This window comes from Providencia sp. NPDC089933, assembly GCF_049545585.1.
Classification (GTDB): Bacteria; Pseudomonadota; Gammaproteobacteria; order Enterobacterales; family Enterobacteriaceae; genus Providencia; species Providencia huashanensis.
In genome coordinates this window covers 95,695-120,638 of record NZ_JBMWDT010000006.1, presented here as the reverse complement: position 1 = coordinate 120,638, position 24,944 = coordinate 95,695, and the positions used below count along the sequence as shown (strand labels likewise).

Here is a 24,944-nt window from a genome sequence, read left to right as displayed (position 1 = left end):
CAGCCCTAAACTGCATTTAAAAGTCTTTCTATATGTAATGCTAAATAAATAATTTCCTCACGAGAAACTGGAAGGTTATATTCAGATTGTATCAATTCCGCTATTTTTTTTGCACATACAAAATTTTTCATTAATTCTTTCTCGACCAACTCTTCAAGAATAGAATTAAATTGACTACTTTTGTCATGATTTGCCTGACAGCGGATCAATAAATATTTTAAATGATTAATAAATCTAGAGAAAATATCCGACTCAGTATTGACTTGGATATGAAATGAGTAATTTACAATATTAACAATTTTATAAACTATCTGTGTAAACCTGAGTGTATCTCCAACACTTTTGTTATTTAATTTTGCATTAACAAAATGAAGTGCAATAAGAGATGCTTCACTTGCTGGTAAACTTACATCAAATTTTTCATTAATATAATCAACTGCAACCTTTCCTGCAATAAATTCAAGATGATATAAATAAGGCACTTCATACAGAGAAACATTCATTTCCCGACTTTTGCTTCTCTCAATGGCAAAAGTTATATGTTCAGAGAGTGTAATAACTAAGCTATCACTTAAATCCGCATTTAAAATGGGCTTACATTTATTGATAACTTCAATAGTCAATTTGATAATATCAATAGGAATATTATCAAGAAAATTATGGATATCATGGTCTTGAGGCTTGATAAAAAGCTCATCGCTTTCATTACAATGGTAGTTTTGACCTGCTTTAGAGTTAAAGCCTATGCCTTTACCAATAATAACAACCTCTTGTTGGGCTTCGTTGTCTACAAGTATCACATTATTATTTATAACTTTTTTTATTAGGTACATATAGGCGACTTCCATTATTATACGTTATAAACGAAAAAAAACCTGAAATGACATGAAGTAATACTTCAGCATTTTCAGGTTTTTGCCTAGTCTAGCTAGTAACACACCAATTGATATAGATATATCTTTTCTACAAAAAAGGCAAGATTTATGCCTATTTTTTGTGATCAATACCGAAGTAAGCAATCGGTTCTTCTTGCTCTCAAGAACGGCGATTATTTTAATAGCACTTCATTTTTGAATAAAATAAAAACTAAATAATTTTTTATTTCTTGAATCAAAATGATAACGCAAACTTAAGACAAATGTATATCTCTGTCGTACAGATCACAAATCCATTATTCTCACATTGTCTTTCAGGTATAAAAATTCTATAAAGTAACGGTAGGTCTGTAACTAGTTCGACTAGGCAATAACCTGAAATGTATTGAATTTTATTATTCAATAGTTTCAGGTTTTTTTATGTCTACATTTTGAGTTACAGACTCTGGAATCGTGAATAATAATGCTTTTATATGTAAAAACGTATTATTATTCATCAATGATTTTAGCATTACTCATTGGGTTATTTATAAAATAAAACAAAATAAGTCAGGCATAAACTTCGGCTTGAAATATAACAGGTGTGTAACTGGCAAGACTAGGCATTAACCTGAACAACACTTCCAAAATTAAATTGGAGGCCGTTGTTCAGGTTTTTTTATAGGTATACTTATGGAAAGTAGACAAGTCGCAGAACAAATTATCACTCTTATCGGTGGGAAAAATAATATCAGTCAACATTGGCATTGTATTACACGCTTGCGTTTCAATCTTCATAACAATGAATTAGTTAATGTAGATAAACTCCGTGACATCCCATGGGTACTAGGTGTTAATTTCCTAGGTAATCAGTTACAAGTTATCTTAGGCAGCCACGTTACACATGTTTTCACTGAGCTACATAAAATAGTTGAACCTCATGGCTCAGCAATAACCAATGAGGCGTCACCACCAGAAATATCAGAGACTAAACAAAATATTGTTAATACATTTTTTGATTTTCTGTCGGGTATTTTTACCCCAATATTACCGGCTATCATTGGAACGGGGTTACTCAAAGGGTTGCTAGCTCTATTTGATATGTCCGGCCTTATTCCAAATGGGAGCTCAGAGTACCGAATCCTTTACACCATTTCAGACTCGGCCTTCTATTTTTTACCTATTTTGCTGGCTTTTTCCGTTGCTCGGAAATTTAAAACCAATGAATATATTGCCGTAACCCTAGCCTTCATTCTGGTTTACCCTATATTCCAAGGTGAACCTGCGCTGTCTTTCTTTGGTATTACTATTCCTAACATTACTTATAACTTTACTGTTATTCCAATTATTCTTGGGGTTTGGTTATTAAGCTATATCAATCGATGGGTTGAAAAAATCATCCCCGCGAGTATTAAAATTATTTTTGTGCCGCTATTGGTGCTGATAATCTCTTCAATTATCACCCTTTCACTACTCGCACCGTTAGGCTATTACGTTGGTGAATATTTACAGCAAACATTCTCAGCTTTATTTAATATCGCAGGCCCTGTCGCAGGCTTTATTATGGGGGGCTGTTTATCATTATTAGTGATAACTGGTATGCACTATGCCTTTTTCCCGGCCACATTTTCCAATTTTAAAACATTAGGTTACGACTTTGTTTTATTACCTATTAGCCTATCCAGTAACCTAGCCCAAGCAGGGGCAACACTGGCTGTCGCTATCAAAAGTAAAAACACAAAATTGAAATCTATTGCGTATTCCTCTTCCCTTTCAGCCATTTTTGGTATCACTGAACCTGCAATTTATGGTGTCACCATGTGCTTGAAGAAACCTTTTTACGCGGCATTAATTGGTGGCGCAGTAGGGGGCGGAATCATAGGCTCATTCGCCGTAAAAGCCTTTGCGTTTAGTATTCCGGGGATCACTGCCTTGCCAACCTATGTTGAAGCAGGCACGAATAACTTCATGTTTATCTGCCTTGCGGTGATATCTAGCTTTACTTTGGCCTTTATTATCACCCTATTTCTAAAACTAGATGAGTCAGGACTTGAGCCGAGTAAAGATAGTTTGCCAACTTGCCGCGACAACACGCCACCTCATCAAGAAATACCAGAAAAAACACAATCAAAAGAAACAAACCATAATAAACAACCACCACATTTATGTTTATTCGCGCCAATTTCCGGGGAAACTTTACCGCTTGAACAAGTTCCCGATACCGTTTTTGCCAATAAAATCATTGGTGATGGCGTTGCCATCATCCCTTCAGATAACAAAGTTTATGCACCTATCGATGGCACCATTTCAATGGTCACGCCAAGTAAACACGCCATCGGAATTACAACCCCAGATGGGTTAGACATCCTTATTCATGTAGGCATTGATACTGTTTCATTAAATGGTGAAGGATTCACCCTCCATGTTAATGAAAAGGATAGCGTTAAATCCGGTGACCTACTCATCGAGTTCGATATTGAAAATATAACTAAACATTCATTATCAACAATCACCCCGGTTTTGATAACCAACTTTGACGAATTCAGTGAATTACAAGTGATAAATCAACCATATGTCACGAGTAATAAAACCACACTGCTCACCGTTAATTGATTTAGAAAGAGGAAATTATGAAATTAAATACTAAAAACACAAGTACAATTGGCTTTCCTGAAGGATTTTTATGGGGCGGTGCTACTGCTGCAAACCAAATTGAAGGGGCTTTTGACCTTGGTGGAAAAGGGCTTTCTACTTCAGATGTTGCCGCTTATAAAGACCCTTATGCAGATGGCGGAGTCAATAACTTTACTTTTAACGTCACATCAAAAGAACTTGAAGAGTATTTAAAACCTGAATGTAAAGCGTTATTCCCTAAACGTTGGGGTATCGATTTTTATCATCGTTATGAAGAAGATATCGCATTATTTGCTGAAATGGGCTTTAAAGTATTTCGCTTATCTATCTCTTGGGCGCGTATATTTCCAAATGGTATTGATGAGCAAGCCAATGAAGAAGGCTTAGCATTTTATGATCGCGTTTTTGATGAGTTAGCAAAATATGGTATCGAACCACTTGTTACGCTATCTCACTATGAAATGCCATTAACGCTAACGCAAAAATTCAACGGTTGGCAAGATCGCAGATTAATCGACTTATTCGTTAAATTTGCCACAACTTGCTATAAACGCTACAAATCGAAGGTTAAATATTGGATCACGTTCAACGAAATGAACATGAACCTCAATAGTTTATATACCGGTGCAGGTACGCTACCAGACACAGTCAAAAATGTCGAACAAGCGGCATACCAAGCCTCTCATAACCAGTTCGTCGCCAGTGCAATTTCTATTAAGCTAGGCAAACAAATGATGCCTAACGCAAAAATTGGTTGCATGATTTGCCGACTAGAAACTTATGCAGAAAGTTGTAATCCAGAAGACCAATTACAAGCATTGAAAGAAGACCAAATCAATCTGTTCTATCCAGATGTCAGCGTCCGAGGTGTATATCCGACTTATATGCTGCGTTATTTTGAAGAAAATAATATTCATATTCAGGTAGAACCGGAAGATTTCAAAGTGCTTAAAGAAGGTGTAGCAGATTTTATCTCGCTAAGCTATTACATGACTTATGTCACCAAAGGCGGACCTGATGCAAAAGAATTATCAGGTCACTTAGTGAGTAAAATCAAAAACCCATACTTAAAACAATCTGAGTGGGGCTGGCCAATTGACCCAACGGGATTACGCATCACACTGAATAAGCTGTGGGATCGCTATGGTATCCCCCTGTTTGTTGTAGAAAATGGTTTAGGAGCTCGTGATACGCTCAATCCAGACGGTACGATTTCTGACCCATACCGTATTGACTATATTAAAGAGCACGTTATAGCGATGAAAGAAGCAATTCGTGATGGCGTTGATTTAATCGGATACACCACATGGGGCTGTATTGACCTGATTAGTTGTGGAACATCACAAATGACCAAGCGTTACGGTTTCATCTATGTAGAACAAGACGATGAAGGCCATGGTTCGCTAAAACGTATTCCGAAAGAATCATTCTATTGGTATCAACGTGTGATCGCTTCAAATGGAGAAAATCTTGATTAATCAATAAATTGAAATATAAATGCACCTTAAATCATTAGTGATAACAATTAAGGTGCACTCTTACTTTTATAAGCCATGAGTTTTAAAAATCATAAGAATTCAAGTTATACGCATTTATTTTTCAGGTAGTTGCCTATTAAGAAAGCGAATCAAGAATGTTGCAATTGATCAGTTTCTCTGTCTCCACAAGGTGAGATCGATTTTACATTCTTATTATAAGTGAACTATTTTCGATCAATGAGGAAGCATGTCTATGAGTAAAATTAATGAATTGACACGCCGAGATTTCCTATTAGCGACTGTCTTAACGCCCATGATAGCTCCTGCAGTAATGGGGTCAATTACTTCAGCTCAAGCGCAAGGGACCACGTCGAACAATAAACGTCCTAATTTTTTATTTATTCTACCAGACCAACACCGCTTTGACTGGATAGGCGCAAACCCTAACCTCGAAGTTAAAACCCCCAATTTAGATTCATTAATTGCTCGGGGAACACGCTTTCAGCAAGCGTTTGTTCCTTCCCCTGTGTGTGGCCCTTCTCGTGCTTGCCTTGCCTCTGGTCGTGAGTACGACCGGTGTGGCGTAGGTGATAACTTTACTGTTTATCCAACAACACAAGCGACCTATTATGAAAAACTACGCGATGCCGGCTATTACGTAGGGGCTTGTGGGAAATTAGATCTCGCGAAACCGACATTTGATAACGGTATTGATGGCCGCAACCATATGTCCGAGTGGGGCTTTTCAGACATGGTGAACTGTGCAGGTAAAGGTGATGCCGTATTAGAATGGGATAAATTTAAAACACCATTTGAGCCTTACATGGCTTACATGCTTAAGCGTGGTGTTGCAGATATTCATGCTGCAGATATCACCTCTCGAGGAGGTGGACGAGCAAAAGGTCCAGAAGCGTACGCAAAAACTTACCCGACACCTATTGACGATGAAGACTATGCTGATAACTGGATTGGACGTACTGGAATTGAAATGATACGCCGTTTTCCTAAAGATCGGCCATGGCATATGGTAGTAAATTTTGCAGGCCTTCATGACCCTGAGGATATCACTCAAAGAATGGAAAAAACTGTTCGCGGACGTAAATTTCCTCAACCCTTTAATTCAACCCAACTCGATCCAGAACAACATGAAGCTATTCGACAAAATTACACTGCAATGGTGGAAAATATTGATCGCTGGTTAGGGATCTACCTTGATGAGTTAAAACAAAGGGGGGAACTTGAAAATACAATCATTGTATTTTCAAGTGATCATGGAGAAATGCTCGGTGATCATAACCGATGGGGTAAAAACGTCCCTTATGATGCATCTGTTGGTGTTCCATTAGTCGTTGCTGGGCCTAATATTCAACACCGCACTAGTGATGCATTAGTTAGCCTTATTGATATTGCCGCAACATTTTTAGATTATGCCAAGGCAGAGATCCCTGACGGCATGACAGCCCTCTCTTTTAGGCCTTTATTGGAAGGCAGAACCAATGATCACCGAGAATATGTAACTTCTGGCCTACTTAATTGGCGTATGGTACGAGATAAACGTTATAAACTCATTGAGGGCTTTGACCCATCCTTAATGAAAAGCTATGGTAGCGTGCCTAAAGGTACCAAGCGCCCCATTGTCCTATTTGATCTTCAAGAAGATCCGAATGAAAGTAATAATATAGCAAGCCAGCAACCAGAAATAGTCGCGAGTATGAAAAAGCGCCTTCCGACTCGTAATAGTGACCCTAGTTATGGATTTCCTAAGCCTGAAGACTTCGCTAATTATGGTAAACGAAGCTAATAGCACTAACGCTTTAATATATTATTAATTAGTCAAAATAGACAATTTAGCCAAAACCATCCCCCTTCATAGTAATATAAGTTATTGAAAAGTATGTAGGGGGTTACAAAAATACTGACATTCTCCCCTATTCTCTGTACTAGATCTTCATGCCATACAATGACTTTATTATTTAATATTCTGAGTATTCTTAATCATTTTTTACTGACATTAATCTAGAAATAAGTCCAGTTCAATTATTTAATAATTCCCCTACCTATAAACTCACCTATTTTATTAGATTAAGCCTAAGTCAGATATTTTAATGATTATTATTGTTTATTCAGTGAAGCTAATATAAGTTTATAGTATGCGTCATTATTATTTACTAATTTACTGACATGTTATCAATAAGAGACTAATAAAATGTGCACAAGCTTATCAATAGTAGATAGTCAAAATCATATTTACCAAGGACGAACACTAGAATTAACTGAAAACTTACCTTCTTGGATAACATATTACCCAGTAAATACCTTCTTTCAGAAAAAATCACCTGATGGTCAAAATGGTATTAGTTATACATCTAAATTCGACATTCTTGCTATAACAACTGAAATTTATTTTGATGGTGATAACCATAATATGTTTCAAGGTTTAAATAGTGAGGGGTTAACTTTTAGTGCCAATATGATCACAGAAGCAGAACTCTCACCGATTGAACCTGAAAATTATTCCAAGTCATTACCTGTCACCTCGATAGGTGAATGGGCTTTATCTAGTTTTAGCAATGTTAACGAAGTGAAAAAAGCTATTGAAAGTGGCTTCTTTTGGTCCCCAATCCTCGTCAACTTTAGGAATTTAAAATCACCATTCCATTATGCTTTTTATGATAAACAAGGTGGCAGTATCGTCGTTGAAGCTGTTAACGGCAAATTACAAGTCTTTGATAACCCAACTCGTGTAATGACTAATGGGCCTGATTTTCAATGGCATTTAAAAAACCTCAATAATTATAGCCAATTATCTAACCTTGATAAGTCAACCAATCTATTAGGTAATATCCGAGTGACTCAGCCAGATAGCGGAATTGCAACTGCAAACCTCCCTTCTTCAGATACCTCGGTTGGGCGTTTTGTTCGTGCCGTTTTTTATAGTACTTACGCACCGCAAGCTGATAATGCAAAAGAGGCAATAAATACCCTTGCCCATATAATGAATAACTTTGATCGCACTAAAAATATCACTGTTGATAATATCGGAGAAGGTGAAGGGAAAGGTGATATTTTACTGTCTGAATATACTGTCTGGACTTGCTTATCTGATTTATCTAATGGAACTATCTATATTAGAGGGTATGGTGAAATGAATTATACTCAATATTCGATTGACCAATTTAGCCATGAAGGTAAAGCTATTTTTAAACAACTCGATATTTATTAATTTAATCACCAATTGTAGAAGATAGTAATCCCTATCTTCTACAGTTTAAAACTATTTATTTAGCTTTAGCCTGTTCATAACGAGGTAATGCTTTTTCTATTTCCCCTAATGAAAAAGCTAAATCAACAGCAGCAATAACTGAGCCAGTATAAGCATCAATACGGGCAAGTTCTGCTGTAAATAATGCTATTTCTGCCGCATTAATTTCAGTCACCGTGCCTAGCCCATTATGATAAAAATCAACGCTTGCGGTATAACTTAACTGAGTTGTTTCAACTAAATTTTTTGCCGCTTTATGCGCTTCCAATGCTGATTTTAACGCGTTCTCAGTTAAGCTCATTTCTCGGATCGCTAACTCTTGGCTTTTTCGTAAATTTTCTTGAGCAATCAGAATATCTGATTGTGCATTCTTCATACGGGCTTGCCTGATCCCCCCTTCATAAAGCGGAATACTCACCCCAAGTAAAATATTTGAAGAGGAAGTACTTTGATTGATACCGGGTAACCCCTGTACATCTAAGCTACTATTTCCCCCAGCAACAGCGCCGGCCAAATAGACTTTAGGAAAATAATCAGACTCAACGGATTGAGTCGTTTTCATCGCTGCTTGCATAAGCTCATAATTAGAAAGTACATCAGGGCGTTGAGCTAATGCATTCCTGATCCTTTCATGGGTCAATGGCGCGATATCATCAGGGAGAACATCTTTGTCGCTATATTGGATGTTGATAGACTGAAGTGGAGACATACCAATGGATGATAGCAATAATTGGTACTGGTCTTTTTCTTTCCCTGCGGCTAATACGCTTTGGAATTCTAATTGAGCAACCTGTTGCTTAGCTAATGCAACATCAAGCACGGTCGCAAGACCTCGCGCCTTTTTCTGTTCCACCGCATAAAGGACATTTTTACTGCGCGCTAAGGATTCAGCAGTAATTTTGTTTTTTTTCTGTGCGGCTCCGTAAGTATAGTAAGCCGTAGTAACATCATGAATGACCTTTTGATGAAGTAAATTAAAGTTCAAATCGGAAGCTAGAGCCGCATGTTTTGCTGCATTCGCGAGAGATTCACGCTTACCGAAATCAAACAACAACCACTGAAACGTCACCGCTGGGATAAAAACATGGTTAGAAACATCGATTTTATCAACAAGATCATTATGCGGAAGCTTTACAGTCCCTCGTTGATAACCACTTAATGCTGTTGCTGTAATAACAGGCAAATAGGTGCTTTCAACCATTCCAACATCAACCGCCGCCTTTTTGGCTAATTCCCAAGCAATACGTGTTTCAGGGTTATTTTTTTGCGCAACATCGATAAGATCAGCCAAGTCATACTGCTCTTTAAGTGTTTCATTATGTTCGGCATACAAATTCTCTTCAGGAGAAGAAAGGTATTTTTCGGATTCATATCGTAGCGGCTGCTGGGCTTTTTCCATAAATGAGCGGCTGGTATCGACACATCCGACAAGAAATACGCTCAGAAAAGTAGTGAGCAAATACTGTTTGTTTTTACTTTTTGTTAATTGTGCCGTCATTATTACTTCTCACTAATGAGTTCTTGCATGACTTGCTCTTTTTCTTGAGCTGATAATATTATCGGTAGCGAATTTAATACATCACGTTTAAAGTCACTAATTGATTTAGCGCATGCATGGGGATCTAAATTATCTTTATGATTAAAATAGATAAATTTAGAAGCATAATTTTGATAACTGTCCACTGAGGCTTCAGCTAACAGCTGTTTAAAGAAGCGAGTTAAAGCATCACCTTTATCTTTAGAGTGAGTTTCAAAGATTAACAAGTCTATATCATCTTTTGCTTTTATTACGCCTTCATTAATTGTTGAGACTAAACTGAGCGCTTGCACATTATTCTCATAATTGCCTAATTTAAGTGCCGCATAACTATCTAAGATATTCTTAATTTGCTTATTAATCGTGGTCATGATGGATACGGGCCACACTTTAGTGAACATAATATACATCACTATATTGCCTAATAAGATGCCTAAAATCCTATCGGAAGCGACATCCATATCAAAACTAGGTTTAAACCCATGTAATACCGTTAGCAAAAATGCAAGTCCAACTTGGACTCCTGCATAGGAAATACGCTCATTACCGGCAGCCACCCATGCTGCGGGTAAAATACAGAAGAAAATCAATACCATTAAGCTAAAAATATCGGATAAATGAGGAATAATATAAAGTAACGAAATAATCCCAATCAGTGCACCAATTAAACACCCCGTGATACGCAGTGTCAGTTTATGCACAGTTTCACCAACTGATGTTAATGCGACAACATAGCAAGTGATCATCGCCGTATGGATGCCTTGCCATTCAAAAAAGTCATAAAGAACGTAACATATCAGTGCTGCGCAAGTGGTTTTTATTGCAAAATATTTATGATTAGGATTAGTAAAAGCATCCTCAACAAAAAACGGCATTTTCGTTTTTGGGTCACTGAATGTTTTATTCTTAAATAAAATATTTAGGAAATCATCCAATAACTGTTGATTGCTCTTATTAGTTGGTTTGCTATCTTTAAGGTTTTCTAACTGTTCAAGTTGATTTGTAGATAAACACTGTGCAATAAATTGGCATTTTTCTGATAGCTCAATACGCACTGCTGATGATGTATCATCCGGTAAATTCAAAGACATGATCAGTATTTCATAGGAATTATCAATCATGCTATCTAGCCATTGTATTTCTTTTTTCCCTTTTAGGAAAAAAAGCTTAATAAACATTAAATAACGTTTGCATTCAGACTGAGTAGCTAAAGCTTCGGTTATTTTAATTGGCTGGAGCTTATCCCCTAAAAAAAATTGATGCGCACTTAAAAAGCGCTCTGACAATTTATTGAGTAATAATTTTCTTGGGCTAATACCAAAAAAATAATTAAAGATAATAACCAGTAACATAGGTGATACTGCCATTAAGAGAGCATACAGCAGCCCCCTAGTTGCAGCATCGCCAAAAGGAATATCATCAATTAATGTCATTAAAAATGCGATCACAAGCGCGATTAAATTACCAATATCGCCCAAACTACTGGCAGAAGATAAATACATAAATAAGCCAGAAAATAACGCCATAAAGAAAAAGCGTAACATCACATTTTGAATGGTTAAGTTAAATAATATAAAAATCACACAAACAGCAATACTGCATAAGACTATGACACCGATACACAATAGTATGTTTTCAACTGCGTCAGACTTAACAAGGTAAATGATCAGGTAACAACTGATCGCCGACTCTGGTATTTCGTATAACATGGCAATACCTGCCATTAATGCGCAGAGTAGAGAAATACGCCACGCCGTCGAAAACCGAAACTCGAATGGCAACAAATCCTGCTTTATTTGTTGAAAAACTAGTGAAGTTTTAGCAGTCATCATCTTTAGATACTATATTAACAGTAGCTGTGGCACCTATTCGCATTAATTCCTTAGGTGGATTATTTAAAATCACCCTGACAGGAAAACGTTGTTCGACTCGTACCCAATTTAGTGATTTAGGCACATAAGGCAAATCCCTAGGAATATTGAGCAAATCAGTAGACATAACCCCCCAACCTGTACCTTGCACTTTACCTTTAATTGGCTGCTTATTATTGATCATAGAGTAAACTACTGCACAGCTCCCCATCTGAATATTGCCTAACTCCGTTTCTTTAAAGTAAGCAGATGCAAACCATGTATCAGTATCTATTAATGTAAATATAGACTGGCCTGATAACACAAACTCACCAGCAGACATGGTTAACCCGACGATATAACCATTACTCGGTGCTTTGATTTCCGTATTACTTAATTCCCACTCCGCCATAGCCAATGACATTTTTAATGACTGAACGAGAGCCTCTTCGGATTTGGTATTATTAATTAATGCTTCAGAAGCTACATTTTGTTTTTGGGCTTGTTTTAAGCTGACTTCTGCATCACGTTTTAAAGTACGTGCATCATCAACCTGTTGAGCAGTCACGAAACCTTTAGCTAATAAAGGCTCTAAACGTTTTAATGACTGTGTGGCAAGAGCAAGATTAACTTGTGCACGTTTGATTTGTTCTTCTGCTACTTCAGAATTTGAAGTTTCAGCAACGATGATCCTCTTTTTATTACTGAGGGCTGCTTCTGCAACAAGTAATTCAGCTCGAGCTTGATCCACTCGCAACTGGTACATGGTAGGGTCGATCGTAAATAATAGGTCACCTTCCTTGACCTCCATGTTTTCTTTAACATGAAATTGGCTGATCCGCCCAGGTACCACAGAAGATATATTGATTTTATTTGCCTCAATCACCGCATCTTCACTTAATGGGTTCAAAACTGATGATTGCAGGCTTTTCCATAGCAAAAGCAATAGAGCCACAAACACACCGATTGTGATAATGATTGCGAGCTTTTTTTTATTTTCTGTATTCATAATTTAATGAGAGAAATAAAGTAAAGATATTGTAATGGCAATCGATAGCAAGACACCAAAGTAAAACAGCAAGGGCAACGGTAACTTATCATCGATTTCTAAGCGGACCAGAAGAACACGTAATAACACTGCGCCTATTAGTCCAATTAAGACACACAACATCCAATAAGGAAAATAAGCACCTAGCATGGGAAATAGTGGGGAGTTTCCCTGTGTACAGCCTACTAATAAAAAAGCTAGCAAGCTAATGCTAAAATGATGACAATATTTTTTAAGCAAGTTCACATCAATATTACCTATCATTATATGATTATTAATTGATTACTTATTACTATAGCGTTTTTTTTATGATTATAAAATAAATAAATTTCAACTAGATAAACATTGGTTTTATTTTTTATTAACTGAGTTTCACCGACACCCCACCCGTCAAAAAAAAGCTCAATAATAACCCAACACATTGATTAATAAACATATACATTAATCAAATCAGTATAAGACCATACTGGTTATAATGTTGAACAAGTACAATATTATGCAAAGTTCAATATCAAATTAACCGCTTAAACTGATTAACTAAGCCTATTAAACGGAAATATGAACTAATTTAACTATCTCGATATGATTTAACACTAGAAATTTAAAACAATTTTACTCTTGGCCTATTTCAGGTAACAATTAGACTGTCTTATTATGACAATCAAAAATAACCGCTCCAAAAATTAACTTTAAAACTTTATTAAAACGAAAGTCGACCACATCAATTTATATATCATCGGTATATATTCCCCCTAAAAGTTTAATTCATATAGTCGAATTAGATAGTTATATTAATACCATCGAATCATTAAACAGCGTTATCCGTCATGCTATAAAGAAACGTAAGGTCTTCCCCAGCGATGACTCTGTGCCGAAAGTGATTTATTTAGCAATTGAATCTACCTCTAAAAAATGGAGTATGCCAATTAAAAGCTGAAAATAGGTAATGAGGCGTTTTATTAGTTGTAAAAATTAACTGGCTAAAACTAAAAAGGCAAAATAAAGCAATATGGGTCTCACGTTGCCTGCCTTGGTACTTCTACAGCATAACAAGCCTTAAATAATAAAAATCCAACTCAGAATGCTTCCATCACACAAGCAAGGCTTTCAATCATCAGCACCATGTTGGTTGATTTGATAATCACTACGTTTCACAAATACTCGCTCAACCATAGTAAATGTTATACTTAATAGCCATGATGATGGATCGCCCTGCCATGAGAAGGCCCCACGATTAATCAAAGAGTAATGATGAAACGTATTAAGATCATTATTAAATGTTTCCACGCAATATCTATAAAATTTTTCCGACAGGGCTCTCACGGTTAAAAGGACACCAGCTTACCTTAGAATTTCTTCTGGACTCGGTTATCGGAACAATATGTCTTTTCTAAACGACTCTGAACACCTAGCGCTAATACCCCAAGTATAAGCCACAGCCAAAAGTAAAGCATTAAGACAAACGGTTAGTTAAACCTGCCACATGCATATAATTTAACTGCCAAAAAAACTTATTATGTGTGTAAAACCATTCAGATAAATCTATTTTATGCTAAATGCGTCAAAATTTTTAAATAATAAATTTGTTTTTATTTATAACAATCGGTTAACTTAAGGTAAATAAATTGGCATTAGCGTGGATAACCTTAACTCTAGCATTTCATTTTCGGTTGCCACAAAGCATCTGAAAGGAATACGTCATGAGCTTGTTCGACATTGTCATTAAGCCGTTTCAATCCCATAATCGCTACCAGCTTGCTGTACAAGGTTGCCAGACCCACTTAGACGTTGAGCACTTCACGGGACGTGAAGCCATTAGTGAAACTTATCGTTATCAGATTACCTTTACCTCCCCAAACAAAAACCTGCAAGCGCAACAATTTCTACGCCGCAGTGCTGATTTTACCTTTTCATCGCCTACCCTGCCATTGGCTATGCTGAACACATTGAATGAGCCGCAAAAACGTGTTCATGGCGTGATCACCCACTTCAAGCGGCTGTCTGGCTCCGCTGATGAAACACAATACCAAATTGTGATAGAACCGTTTGTCTCCTTATTACGCCACCAAATGCGCACTCACCGCTTCTTCTTAAATAAATCCGTGCCAGACGTCATTGACCTCATCTTACGTGAGCATGACATGAAAGGCTGGGAATTTGAGTTTCATTTGCAGCGTCAATACCCAAAGCGGGAGCAAATTAACCAAATCAATGAGAGTGATTGGCAGTTTATTGAACGCCTGCTAAGTGAAGTGGGGATTTTCTATTCGTTCAGTTTGCAACCGGATACCAAAACCGAAGTTATTCATTTTGGGGATAGCCAACGAGCCTATGTGTATGACCTCAAGCTACCTTTCAATAGCCCATCAGGGATGAATGACGAGGGTGTAGAAAGTGTCTGGGGGTTATCACTACGTCATCAAGTGGTTGAGCGCAGTGTCACCACCAAAGATTACAATCACCGCCAAGCGATGCAAACTCTGCAATCGATTGAAACGGATATGACTCGAGGTGAGGGAGAGGACATCCACTACGGCGATGTCTACCATTATAAACCTCGTCACCTTGAGCGCGGTGAGAAGTACCAACCTGAAACGGAAACCGCTCACTTTTGGTCACGCCTTGACCATGAACGCTTTTTGGTTCGTCAAACTCAACTGTACGGTAAAAGTAATTCACCGATGCTAACGCCGCTATTGGTGCTCAAAATTACCGATAACCAACTGCCTTCAACATTACCGTCTGACTTTCAATCTGAAATCCTCCTGAGCCGCCTGCGATTTTCAGGTAGCCGCAGCAGTGCCTTAGTCGTGCAGTTTGAAGCAACGTCGTACACCGAAGCTTTGTGCTGGCGACCAGCTCTTAAACCTCGCCCCGTGATTGCAGGTACGTTAATGGCGCGGATTACTAGCGCCAAGCCACATGATATCTATGCCCATCAAAATGAACATGGATTTTATTGGGTTAAATTCGATGCCGACCGTGATGAAAAGCCCACTGGGTATGAAAGCATGCCTGTGCGGCTGGCGAAACCCTACGCAGGCGATACCTACGGCATGCACTTCCCCTTAATCCAAGGGACAGAAGTTGCCATTGGGTTCCATCAGGGCGACCCGGATAGGCCGTATATCGCCCATGCGTTGCATGACTCGCATCGTCCCGACCACATCACCGACAAAAATAATACCCGCAATGTCATTCGTACTCCGGCAAATAATAAGCTACGCATGGAAGACAAACGCGGGGAAGAACACATCAAATTCAGCACCGAATACGGGGGGAAATCGCAACTCAATTTAGGGCATCTGGTTAATCAAGGGCGTGAAAAGCGCGGTGATGGCTTTGAGCTGCGAACCGACAGCTGGGGCGCTATTCGAGCAGGAAAAGGGCTGTTTATCAGCACAGATTTACGCACGAAAGCCTCGTCTGAACAACTGGATATGCGCGAAGCCAAGCAACAGCTTGATGATGCGCTGAATTTAGTCAGTTCGCTACGCGAAGCGGCAGAGGTGGCAAAAGCCGAACTAGCAGATTTAAAAGCGCAACAAACGTTACTGACTCAATCTATTGATAAATTGCAGCAAGCGGCGTTATTACTCAGCGCCCCTGCAGGTATTGCTCTCACCTCCCCGAAAACGGTGCAGGCTCACAGCGGTGAAAACATTACCCTGACGGCCAATAAACAGACTGATATCTCGGTAGGTAAAAAAATCACCTTAGCGGCAGGTCAAGCGATTAGTTTGTTTGCCCATACTTTGGGTATAAAAGCCTTCGCGGCTAAAGGCAAGGTGGAAATCCAAGCGCAAAGCGATGAAATGCACCTCACCTCACTCAAAGACATGACCATCACCAGCACGGGCGGTAAAACTGTCGTCGCCGCTAAAGATGAGTTATTGCTGACCTGCGGTGGTGCTTATATTCGCTTGAAAAGCGGGCAGATTGAGTACGGCAGCCCCAGCAACCAAACGGTGAAAGCCACCAATTGGGTAGTTGAAGGAGCGGCTTCAATGGATGTCACTCATCCACAGTTTCCGCAATCAATGCCAAAACAAACCTTGCGCTTTCAACTGAGCTCCTCTCCGCAGAGTCCGATGAAGGCGCGTGCGTTTGAGCCGTATACTTTATATGGTAATGGAGCGCTATTAGCGAAAGGATTCACCGATGAAAATGGAAATATTCAGATTGAACATGATACGTCCATAGAAAAATATCGAGTAGAGTTATTGGACGGTGAAAAATTCACCATCAATCTTTTAAAAGCAGACTCAGAAAACACTCAAGAAGATGAGGCTTCAAGGGAAGGATTTCGTGCTCTCAAACCAATGCCGGGCATGGAAGGCAAAAAACTTTCAGGTATGACACATAGAGATATTTTCAAAAAATTATTGATGAGTGAATCACTGAAAGATAACCAAGAGGAAAAATAGTCATGAGCGATGCAACGGAACAAACCATCAATCTCGTGTTAGGGGAAAATGATAGTGCAATACTGACACCTCAATGGTTTATCAGTGGTAAATATGCACCTGTTGCTGCAGGTTTTGCCCCTTTAATTAATGGTGAACGTGCTTTTGCCACAATAGCTAAAGCGATTGAACAGGCACAAAAAAGTATTGATATTATTACATGGGGATTTCAATCATCCATGTATTTTACTCGGGGGAGTAAAGACGAAGCCAAAAGAGTGGGAGATCTACTTGTTGAAGCGGCAGATCGCGGTGTTAAGGTGCGTATATTAGTCTGGTATACATTAGGGGGGGATAGCCAAGATCCTAACTTTCCGGGATGGAAAGCTACTCCTAAAAACTTTGGTTATGGTAATTTTGCTGTTTATACACCAGCTACGCCTGCTGTTTACAGTGCTTCCGGTAACCAGTTACCATACCAAACACCTGAAGATTATGAATATGACTGTCAGTGGCATTGGGAGATTTCAATCAAGAAAAGAGGAAAAGGGAATATCCTTGTCAGACATCGAGAATTAAATTGGACCAATGATATTCAAGAAGCGACTGAACGACAAACAAGCCATCACGTAAAAGAATATGGCGATATTGGTTATATTCAAGGGCGGCTACTTGCTTTATACCCAACTCACCATCAAAAAGTGATTCTGGTTGATTATGAAGTGCCAGATGATGCTGTCGGATTTGTCATGGGGCACAATTCCCTCTCCACCTATTGGGATAAGGATTCTCATTCTGAACACCAGTTTTCAGCAGCTATTGGTCGAGATGCTGATACCGCATGGCAAGATAACTCATCATGTGTTTGTGGTGCCGTTTTGGCGCATATCAATCACAATTTTGTCGAAGCATGGGAAAAAAATGTTGGGGAAGATGCTGAACTGAGCCTACGGTCATCTTTTACCGAGGAAGACCATCAATTCACCCAACAGCGAATGGATAAAATTAATAACAGATTGATTCATTCAGTTACTGTAGGTGGAATGATCCCACTAAAAAAAGTGATGGCTCAAATTTGTCGTACTCAACCTCAGTATAATGAATTTGATGTTTTACGCTTATATAAGCATACGTTAGTAAGGGCAAGGAAATATATTTACATTGAAAACCAATATTTTCGTTATCCTCCTTTTGTAAAGCTATTACAAGAAGCGGTCAATGAGCGAGTTAAAAAAGGCTATGATATAGAACAAAACCCACTCTATCTCTTTGTTGTCACTAATAGCTCTAATGATGCAGCGATACATTCCGGAAGTTATCAAACGTATAAAATGATTGAAGCGTTACAACGACCAGACATGGTGCCTAATTATCATCGTAAAGAGCATAAATTGGGTGATGAGGAACCAATAGCCGCAGGTTCGATTCCCGGAATAAAATCGCATATTTGCACATTGGTTTCACCTGATTCAACAACACCGCATTGGAAATCTGTTTATGTTCATAGCAAAGTGCTAATGATTGATGACACTTTTATGACATTAGGCTCTAGTAATGTGAATTTACGCAGTATGTTATTTGACAGCGAATTTAATATCGCCATTCAAGATACTGATGTGACAAATATTATACCGCCTATCCGACAGCATTTATGGAAAATGCATACAAAACGGGCTAGTGATGATTTTAAAAAAGAATTTAAACATTGGAAAGAAATCATTAAAAGAAATAAAGAGCTTAGAAATAGTGAAATACCAACCACACCTTCTGCATCGTTAATTGAGTTTTTTGATGGAAATAAAAAATGGGATAACAAGGACTAGTTATGGAATTTAAAAAAATACTTTTAAGTTTAATGGTGATTTTTTTTCCATTGTTGGCAGGATGTGAACAAAAGGAAGTAAATAAAATGAATGATACCTTAAAAAATTTTCAATTTACCTGTGTACAAGAAAAAGACAGTTTTCCACCATTAGATCCCGAAGCTGATGCTTGGTTTAAAGAAGCACGTCGCTTAGAAATTAAAAAAGGTCCTAAAGATTTTGGTCATATTGCTACATTGTATCGTCAAGCGGCTGAAAAAAAACATTACAAAGCTATAGGTAACTTACAGAATATGATAGCAACAGGTCAAGCTGAACCTATGATAGGTAAAAAACGCTCTGAAGAGGTGATTGATTTAGTTGAGCAACTGATACAAATGGATATTCCCTTTGGTTATTACATTATGGGGACTTATCTCCAAAGAGGTTTCGGAGTAAAACAAGACTCAGATGCAGCGATGCGTTATTTTTTAAAAGCCGCAATAATGGGGAATCCAGAAGGACAACTTGCCATTTCGGAGCAATTCCTTAATGCAAGAACTCCGTTGTATCGTTTGGACTTAGGCAGAAAACTACTCGATTGTGCGGCTAAACAAGGTAATACAGACGCAGCTTATTCTCTTGCGATGAATTATGAAGTTCGTGATAAAAATTATAGTCAGGCACTGAAATACTATCAATTAGCTATCCGATATGGTAGCGATCAATCAGCTTATAAGTTATCTGAAAGTTTTAACACATCAGACCCTAAGAATGAAATATACTATATGGAACAACATGTTGATCCTGAAAGGGTTCGTCGTTATAAATTGATAGAAAAAGAGCTTTCACTTAATCCTAGAGCCAAATTCCCCGATATTGATAAAATCGTTCCTCTTCCACCTGCTGAACTCCCTGAATGGGATGGCACGTTTGAATATAAAAAACAGGCAGAGGGGCAATAACCAAGATGAATCTCTCTTTTTTATTTCATCATCAATCTGTTGCTCGTCGCATATTTAAATGCAGTGCATTGATTTGTAGCATGTTGGTGCTGAGCGCTTGCAACCCGATGGATAAAAAGGAAAAGTTGCCGATTCAAAAAACTGAACCCGATTTAACCTTCACCTGTGTGTATGAAAAAGACACGCTACCCCCTGTTGATCCAGAAGCCGACATTTGGTTTAAACAAGCGCGTGAGCTTGAAAAAATCAATAAACACCAACGGGATTATAAGCGAATTGGTGTTCTATACCGTAAAGCCGCGGAGCGTAATCACTCCAAGGCCATGTTGAATCTCAGTAACTTAATCAGTTATGGAAAAGTCCCCCCGATTGAAGGTAAAGGCCCTGCCCAAGAGGTCTGGGATATTATCCGAAAAATGGCTAAATTAAACATCAGTTATGGTTATTACCAAATGGGACATTATCTAGACACGGGTTATGGCGTAGCTGCTGACCGCACAAAAGCTTTGGCTTATTTTCGCCAAGCGGCTGATTTAGGTAATCCAGAAGCGCAGTATTTCATTGGTGATATTTTTATATCACAGCGAGTTTCAGATAGCGATAATCCAGCTTATCATCCCGATATTGGTAAAAAAATGCTTACTTGTGCCGCGCAACAAGGTAATAAAGAAGCTGCATTTACAGCAGCGATGTTTTATAAGAGTGTGGAAAAAAACTTTGACATAGCATTAGAGTTTTTTCAATTAGCATCGGAAAATGGACATAGAATCTCAGCTTCAATACTCATTGATACATTTAAAATAGACACAACACCAAAAGACTATTATTACCTAGCGGTTAAACCAGACCCAGAACGCTCAGCCCGTTATGAAGCAATTGTCAAAGAAATGGATGCTTCTGACGAAACAGCTAAATTCCCCGATATCGATAAAATCGTTCCCCTCCCTCCCGCCGAATTACCGGAATGGGATGGCACCTTTGAATATAAAAAACAACAGGATAACCAATAAAAGGATCTTAACATGCGCACACTTGTTCGATTAGGTGACAAAACTACTCATTGCGGCGAAGTGATCTCCGCGTCTGGTTCGGTGATGTACGGCAAACCGATAGCTTTAGTGGGAGATAAAGTCAATTGCCCTAAAAAAGGGCACGGCGTTAATGCGATTTTACCCGGCTCTACGCGCATTACGATATCGGGTCGTCAAGCGGCACTGAATGGTTTTCAAACTGAATGCGGTTGTACGCTCATTGCTAGTCTATCATCGTCTGGCGAACAATCATGATGAACTGGAGAGTCCCACAATTAGAGCACCCGCCTGCCCCCAAGTCTCCTCGATTATTGCTTTGGTTATTCATTATGGTGATTGTTGGTGCAATCGGATTTGGACTGAGTCTTTATTTATCCACAAATGAAATGCTATCACCAACTACTAGCAATACAATGTTGATGATTGTATTCGTCATTTGCCCTACGCTGTTGGTGGGGTTTATTCGATTTTTTATTTATTCACTGGCATCTTATCGCCATCAGCAGTTTACCAATATGTTAGATGACGCCCACAATGAGTGGCGTTATTGGGCGGGTCAGCACATTGGATTATTAACGCATTCACGATTAACTCAAATCGATGAAGAGAAAAAAGAAAGTGTTCCTTTATCTTCATTACCAATCAATAAAGATAATATATTGACACTAAACGCCTTGAAATCGCTTTCTTCATGGAAAAAGCAAGAAATAATAATACAAAAATTGCTTGCACCCATTGCTGAATATTACCATCAACATTCTCTCTCCCAACCTATTACCCTATATTGGCAAGCTGAAGATAATGAGCCTAATTGGCAGGAACTGATTGAGCAGGAAGCTGCTCGCCTATCATTGCCACTTGAATCTGTTGAAATATTACCATACATGTCTCTCAGTGAATGGCTATTGGCACTGTATGAAAACTCCTTTGAACCTAAGTTATACGCTATTTTAGCATTTCAATTAGACTCAACGGCGAGTGAAGAAGCCGCGAGTCTATTACTCGCCCCTCAAGGATTCTACGAGAGTCTAAGAGCACCTATCAAAGCGAAGCTATTACGCCCGATATCCACCGAGGTAAAATCCTTCGATGATGCATTGAAAGCACAATGTGAATTTCAATTACCGGGTCACCAATTAAATTCAGTGTGGCATAGCGGGGTCACAGATAAAAACAAAAACCAATGTATTGAAAGCTATGTACAACAAGATATTAATTGTCTCTTAAACCAATTTTATAATGCCGATGCCTTTTTCGGTACGAGTGGGATTGCTCGGCATAGCACAATCTTGTCATTGGTCAGCGATAATCACGAAAACCAACTAATTGTATGCCAAGAAAACGATAACTTATTGTTACAACAAGTAATATGTTAATAAATGAATAAGAGGTGCCTGTTATGAGTGATAAAATTATTCATGCCATTGAGTGCTAGGCTAACCACCCTACATGGTTTAGTTCCCACCCTATTGGATGCCAATACAAAAACAAATAAAAGCCAATACATTTATTTGGATCATAATACAGGTATAGTCAACCTATCCAAAAATAAGACTGGCGTTCTGGTAATTTCTAGGGAAGACGAAACGGATCGGATTATGTCTACTGAAGAAGTCAGCGTGGATGTATTGAATTAGATAACTTGAGTCATTCTGACCCAAAATCAGGTAAAAACAAAAAGGAGTTAGATGATTAACATCTAACTCCTTGATAAATATGGTGGCCCCTACTGGACTTGAACCAGTGACCAATCGATTATGAGTCGACTGCTCTAACCAACTGAGCTAAGGGGCCAAAGTGGAAAGGATTATACGTGCAGTTTTCTCTTAGGTCTAGTGTTTCAAAACTGTATGGCGAAATTGTGTTCAAATCAATCGCATCACTTATAATTCAAAGTGATAGCATCACCAAAAACTATCATTCTTTCATACTTGCCATAAAGCCTCGTTTATTTTTGTCATTTTTAATTCAACCAATGCTCATAGTATCCATGACATTAAAAATCAATCTATATCAAATTAAAAATATAAACCACAGCATAAACACAATCAGGCTTATTAAACATTCTTCCCCCAATCATTTGATATAGAACAACAATTTTCTCATCAAGATCTCACAATATGATTTATAGATAATTCGCTGATAGGACAAAAATGATGAAAAAAGTACGTGCAGTTCAATATGGTTGCGGAAAAATGGGTAAATACCTAACCCGTTACTTACAAGAACATGGCGCTGAAGTTGTGGCAGCTTTTGATATCAATGAAGCTGTAATCGGCAAAGATATAGGCGAAATTGCAGGAACCGCACTAACCGGAGTCAAAGTCCAAGCACTCCATGAAGCAGATAAAACACTCGAAACCTTAAAACCTGATGTTGGGATCATTGCCACACTGAGCACGATGGCTGATTTAGAAGATGCATTTTCCTTATTTGCCCGCCACGGTGTTAATGCCATTTCAACTGGAGAGGAAGCGCTTTACCCTTGGAATTCATCACCAGAAATAACCCAAAAACTTGATATATTGGCCAAAGAAAATAATTGTACCTTAGCAGGGAGTGGCTACCCAGATATGTATTGGGGAGTGTTGATCGACACCTTAGCAGGTTCAATGCATAAATTAGTAAAAGTTAAAGGCTCTAGTTGCTATAACGTTGAAGATTACGGTATTGCCTTAGCTGTTGGTCATGGCGCAGGGTTAACTGTTAATGAATTTAATCAACAAATCGGTAACTACAATGATTTACCATACGACGTTATCTCACAAAAAATTGAAAGCGGTGAATATGCACCTCCGTACATGTGGACGCAAAATGGTTGGTTATGTAGCCGCCTAGGGTTAACCATTACAAGCCAAATTCAGCGCTGTGTTCCACAAATCGCCAAACAAGATACCTATTCAGACACCTTAAAAATGACCGTCAAAAAAGGGGATGTACTCGGTTTATCTGCTGTTGTGATCACCGAAACAGCAGAAGGCGTTACCCTTGAAACAGAATGTATTGGTAAAATTTTGACCGCTGATGAATGTGATAAAAATAGTTGGCAATTAATTGGTGAGCCAGATACGTCTATTGAAGTGAATAACCCAGCGACAGTTGAGTTAACTTGTGCCAATTTAGTCAACCGCATCCCTGCACTGATTAATAGCCCTGCGGGATATACTACGACGGAAAAAATGCCAAATAACGTCTATATGACCAAACCAATGCACGAATATTTATAAGCCTATTTAGCCCACCCCAAAACACAGTGGTGGGCTTTTTGGCCGATTTAATGGCAATCGTTAACGGGGCTTGACCATTTGCCACTCTAAATGCCGTTTTATCGCGGGCCATTCTGACTCAATAATGCTGTAAATACAGCTATCACGCAGTTCCCCTGTACGAGTGAGCATATGGTTTCTGAGGACCCCATCAAGTTTTGCTCCCAGACGTTCAATCGCTCTGCGACTTTGTTGATTTAAAAAGTGCGTTCTTAACTCCACAGCAACACAATTTAATTGTTCAAAAGCATACTGTAATAACAGGTATTTAGCCTCAGTATTAATCGCTGTACGCTGCACTTCTTTACCGTACCATGTCGCGCCAATTTCAACTCGCCTAACCACACTATCAATACGCAGATAGGAAGTCATACCAACTGCATTACCTGTTTTTTTATCAATAACAACAAAAGGCAACATTTCTTTTTGTTGAAACCGCTTAAGACGGTTATCCACATCTTTAGCGACATTTTCAGGTTCAGGGACAGAGGTATACCATAACTTATGTAGCCCATCCTTTTGGATCATAGCAGACAACGCTTGATCGTATTGATGAGATAAAAACTCCAAGCGAACGTGTGAACCTTCTAAAGTGATAGTTTGGCAAATTTCTTTCATAGGCTGTGAGTTCCTGATAAGTAAATGTTGATTGTGCGTGAATATTAATTTGAATGTTATTGATAATTTATTTTTATGACAAAATAATAAATTTCTCCGCTATATTTAGATTAACTCCGCACTTTTAATTAAAAGTCATGATAAAAATCACAAAAAATTAACATTATTACCAATTCATCATCCCATTAGGCTA

General features: G+C 38.4%; 17 protein-coding genes, 1 tRNA gene and 1 pseudogene. 12 read left to right on the top strand and 7 right to left on the bottom strand.

Going from position 1 to position 24,944, the window contains the following annotated elements:
- Nucleotides 1-5: 5 nt before the first annotated feature.
- On the bottom strand, nt 6-833 hold the full coding sequence (locus ACPEH5_RS10550; RefSeq protein WP_042846138.1) for a PRD domain-containing protein: 828 nt from the start codon (nt 831-833) through the stop codon (nt 6-8).
- Nucleotides 834-1,547: 714 nt separating this feature from the next.
- Between ACPEH5_RS10550 and ACPEH5_RS10545 the strand changes: the two genes are divergently transcribed.
- The 4 genes from ACPEH5_RS10545 (at nt 1,548) to ACPEH5_RS10530 (ending at nt 8,189) form a co-directional block, all read left to right on the top strand.
- Nucleotides 1,548-3,467 (top strand): beta-glucoside-specific PTS transporter subunit IIABC, encoded by a 1,920-nt coding sequence (locus tag ACPEH5_RS10545; RefSeq protein ID WP_129466415.1) that lies wholly within the window; start codon nt 1,548-1,550, stop codon nt 3,465-3,467.
- A gap of 17 nt (nt 3,468-3,484) precedes the next feature.
- A complete protein-coding gene (locus ACPEH5_RS10540; protein ID WP_042846141.1) occupies nt 3,485-4,966 on the top strand; it encodes a glycoside hydrolase family 1 protein in 1,482 nt (493 codons plus the stop codon).
- A gap of 253 nt (nt 4,967-5,219) precedes the next feature.
- Complete coding sequence (locus ACPEH5_RS10535; protein WP_281110768.1) at nt 5,220-6,767, top strand: sulfatase family protein; 1,548 nt, start codon at nt 5,220-5,222, stop codon at nt 6,765-6,767.
- A 405-nt stretch (nt 6,768-7,172) separates the two neighbouring features.
- Nucleotides 7,173-8,189: a linear amide C-N hydrolase gene (locus tag ACPEH5_RS10530; protein ID WP_042846142.1), complete on the top strand. Its 1,017-nt coding sequence runs from the start codon at nt 7,173-7,175 to the stop codon at nt 8,187-8,189.
- 55 nt (nt 8,190-8,244) lie between these two features.
- On the opposite strand, the gene ACPEH5_RS10525 is transcribed toward ACPEH5_RS10530, so the two are convergent.
- From ACPEH5_RS10525 to ACPEH5_RS10510, 4 genes are read right to left on the bottom strand one after another with little or no spacing between them, the layout of a single operon-like run.
- Nucleotides 8,245-9,726 (bottom strand): TolC family protein, encoded by a 1,482-nt coding sequence (locus tag ACPEH5_RS10525; protein ID WP_042846143.1) that lies wholly within the window; start codon nt 9,724-9,726, stop codon nt 8,245-8,247.
- A gap of 2 nt (nt 9,727-9,728) precedes the next feature.
- On the bottom strand, nt 9,729-11,597 hold the full coding sequence (locus ACPEH5_RS10520; protein WP_166685118.1) for an FUSC family protein: 1,869 nt from the start codon (nt 11,595-11,597) through the stop codon (nt 9,729-9,731).
- On the bottom strand, nt 11,584-12,624 hold the full coding sequence (gene mdtN / locus ACPEH5_RS10515) for a multidrug transporter subunit MdtN (protein ID WP_042846146.1): 1,041 nt from the start codon (nt 12,622-12,624) through the stop codon (nt 11,584-11,586). The genes ACPEH5_RS10520 and mdtN overlap by 14 nt, the downstream gene beginning before the upstream one ends.
- Nucleotides 12,625-12,627: 3 nt before the next feature.
- Entirely contained in the window at nt 12,628-12,786 is a 159-nt protein-coding gene (locus tag ACPEH5_RS10510) for a hypothetical protein (protein WP_230233562.1), read from the bottom strand.
- 670 nt (nt 12,787-13,456) lie between these two features.
- Between ACPEH5_RS10510 and ACPEH5_RS10505 the strand changes: the two are divergent.
- From ACPEH5_RS10505 to ACPEH5_RS10475, 7 genes and pseudogenes are all read left to right on the top strand, one after another.
- Nucleotides 13,457-13,600, top strand: a pseudogene (locus ACPEH5_RS10505) (transposase); the annotation flags it as partial.
- A 763-nt stretch (nt 13,601-14,363) separates the two neighbouring features.
- On the top strand, nt 14,364-17,090 hold the full coding sequence (locus tag ACPEH5_RS10500; protein WP_210814301.1) for a DUF2345 domain-containing protein: 2,727 nt from the start codon (nt 14,364-14,366) through the stop codon (nt 17,088-17,090).
- A 2-nt stretch (nt 17,091-17,092) separates the two neighbouring features.
- The gene (locus tag ACPEH5_RS10495) at nt 17,093-18,892 is read left to right on the top strand and encodes a phospholipase D-like domain-containing protein (protein ID WP_129466419.1); all 1,800 of its coding nucleotides are present in this window, start codon (nt 17,093-17,095) and stop codon (nt 18,890-18,892) included.
- Nucleotides 18,893-18,894: 2 nt separating this feature from the next.
- The gene (locus tag ACPEH5_RS10490; protein ID WP_042846153.1) at nt 18,895-19,836 is read left to right on the top strand and encodes an SEL1-like repeat protein; all 942 of its coding nucleotides are present in this window, start codon (nt 18,895-18,897) and stop codon (nt 19,834-19,836) included.
- A gap of 80 nt (nt 19,837-19,916) precedes the next feature.
- Entirely contained in the window at nt 19,917-20,846 is a 930-nt protein-coding gene (locus ACPEH5_RS10485; RefSeq protein WP_423727036.1) for a DUF6396 domain-containing protein, read from the top strand.
- Nucleotides 20,847-20,858: 12 nt separating this feature from the next.
- A complete protein-coding gene (locus ACPEH5_RS10480) occupies nt 20,859-21,122 on the top strand; it encodes a PAAR domain-containing protein (protein WP_187549788.1) in 264 nt (87 codons plus the stop codon).
- A complete protein-coding gene (locus ACPEH5_RS10475) occupies nt 21,119-22,243 on the top strand; it encodes a hypothetical protein (protein WP_281110766.1) in 1,125 nt (374 codons plus the stop codon). The genes ACPEH5_RS10480 and ACPEH5_RS10475 overlap by 4 nt, the downstream gene beginning before the upstream one ends.
- A gap of 341 nt (nt 22,244-22,584) precedes the next feature.
- Here the strand turns inward: ACPEH5_RS10475 and ACPEH5_RS10470 are convergent.
- Nucleotides 22,585-22,661 (bottom strand) — tRNA-Ile (locus tag ACPEH5_RS10470).
- Between the two features lie 362 nt (nt 22,662-23,023).
- On the opposite strand from ACPEH5_RS10470, the gene ACPEH5_RS10465 reads away from it, so the two are divergent.
- Nucleotides 23,024-24,094 carry a dihydrodipicolinate reductase gene (locus tag ACPEH5_RS10465; protein ID WP_423727035.1) on the top strand — a complete coding sequence of 357 codons (1,071 nt, stop codon included), beginning with the start codon at nt 23,024-23,026 and terminating at the stop codon, nt 24,092-24,094.
- A gap of 60 nt (nt 24,095-24,154) precedes the next feature.
- Here the strand turns inward: ACPEH5_RS10465 and ACPEH5_RS10460 are convergent, their stop codons facing one another.
- Nucleotides 24,155-24,751, bottom strand: coding sequence for a GNAT family N-acetyltransferase (locus ACPEH5_RS10460; protein ID WP_042846161.1), 597 nt, complete (start codon nt 24,749-24,751; stop codon nt 24,155-24,157).
- Between the last annotated feature and the right edge of the window lie 193 nt (nt 24,752-24,944).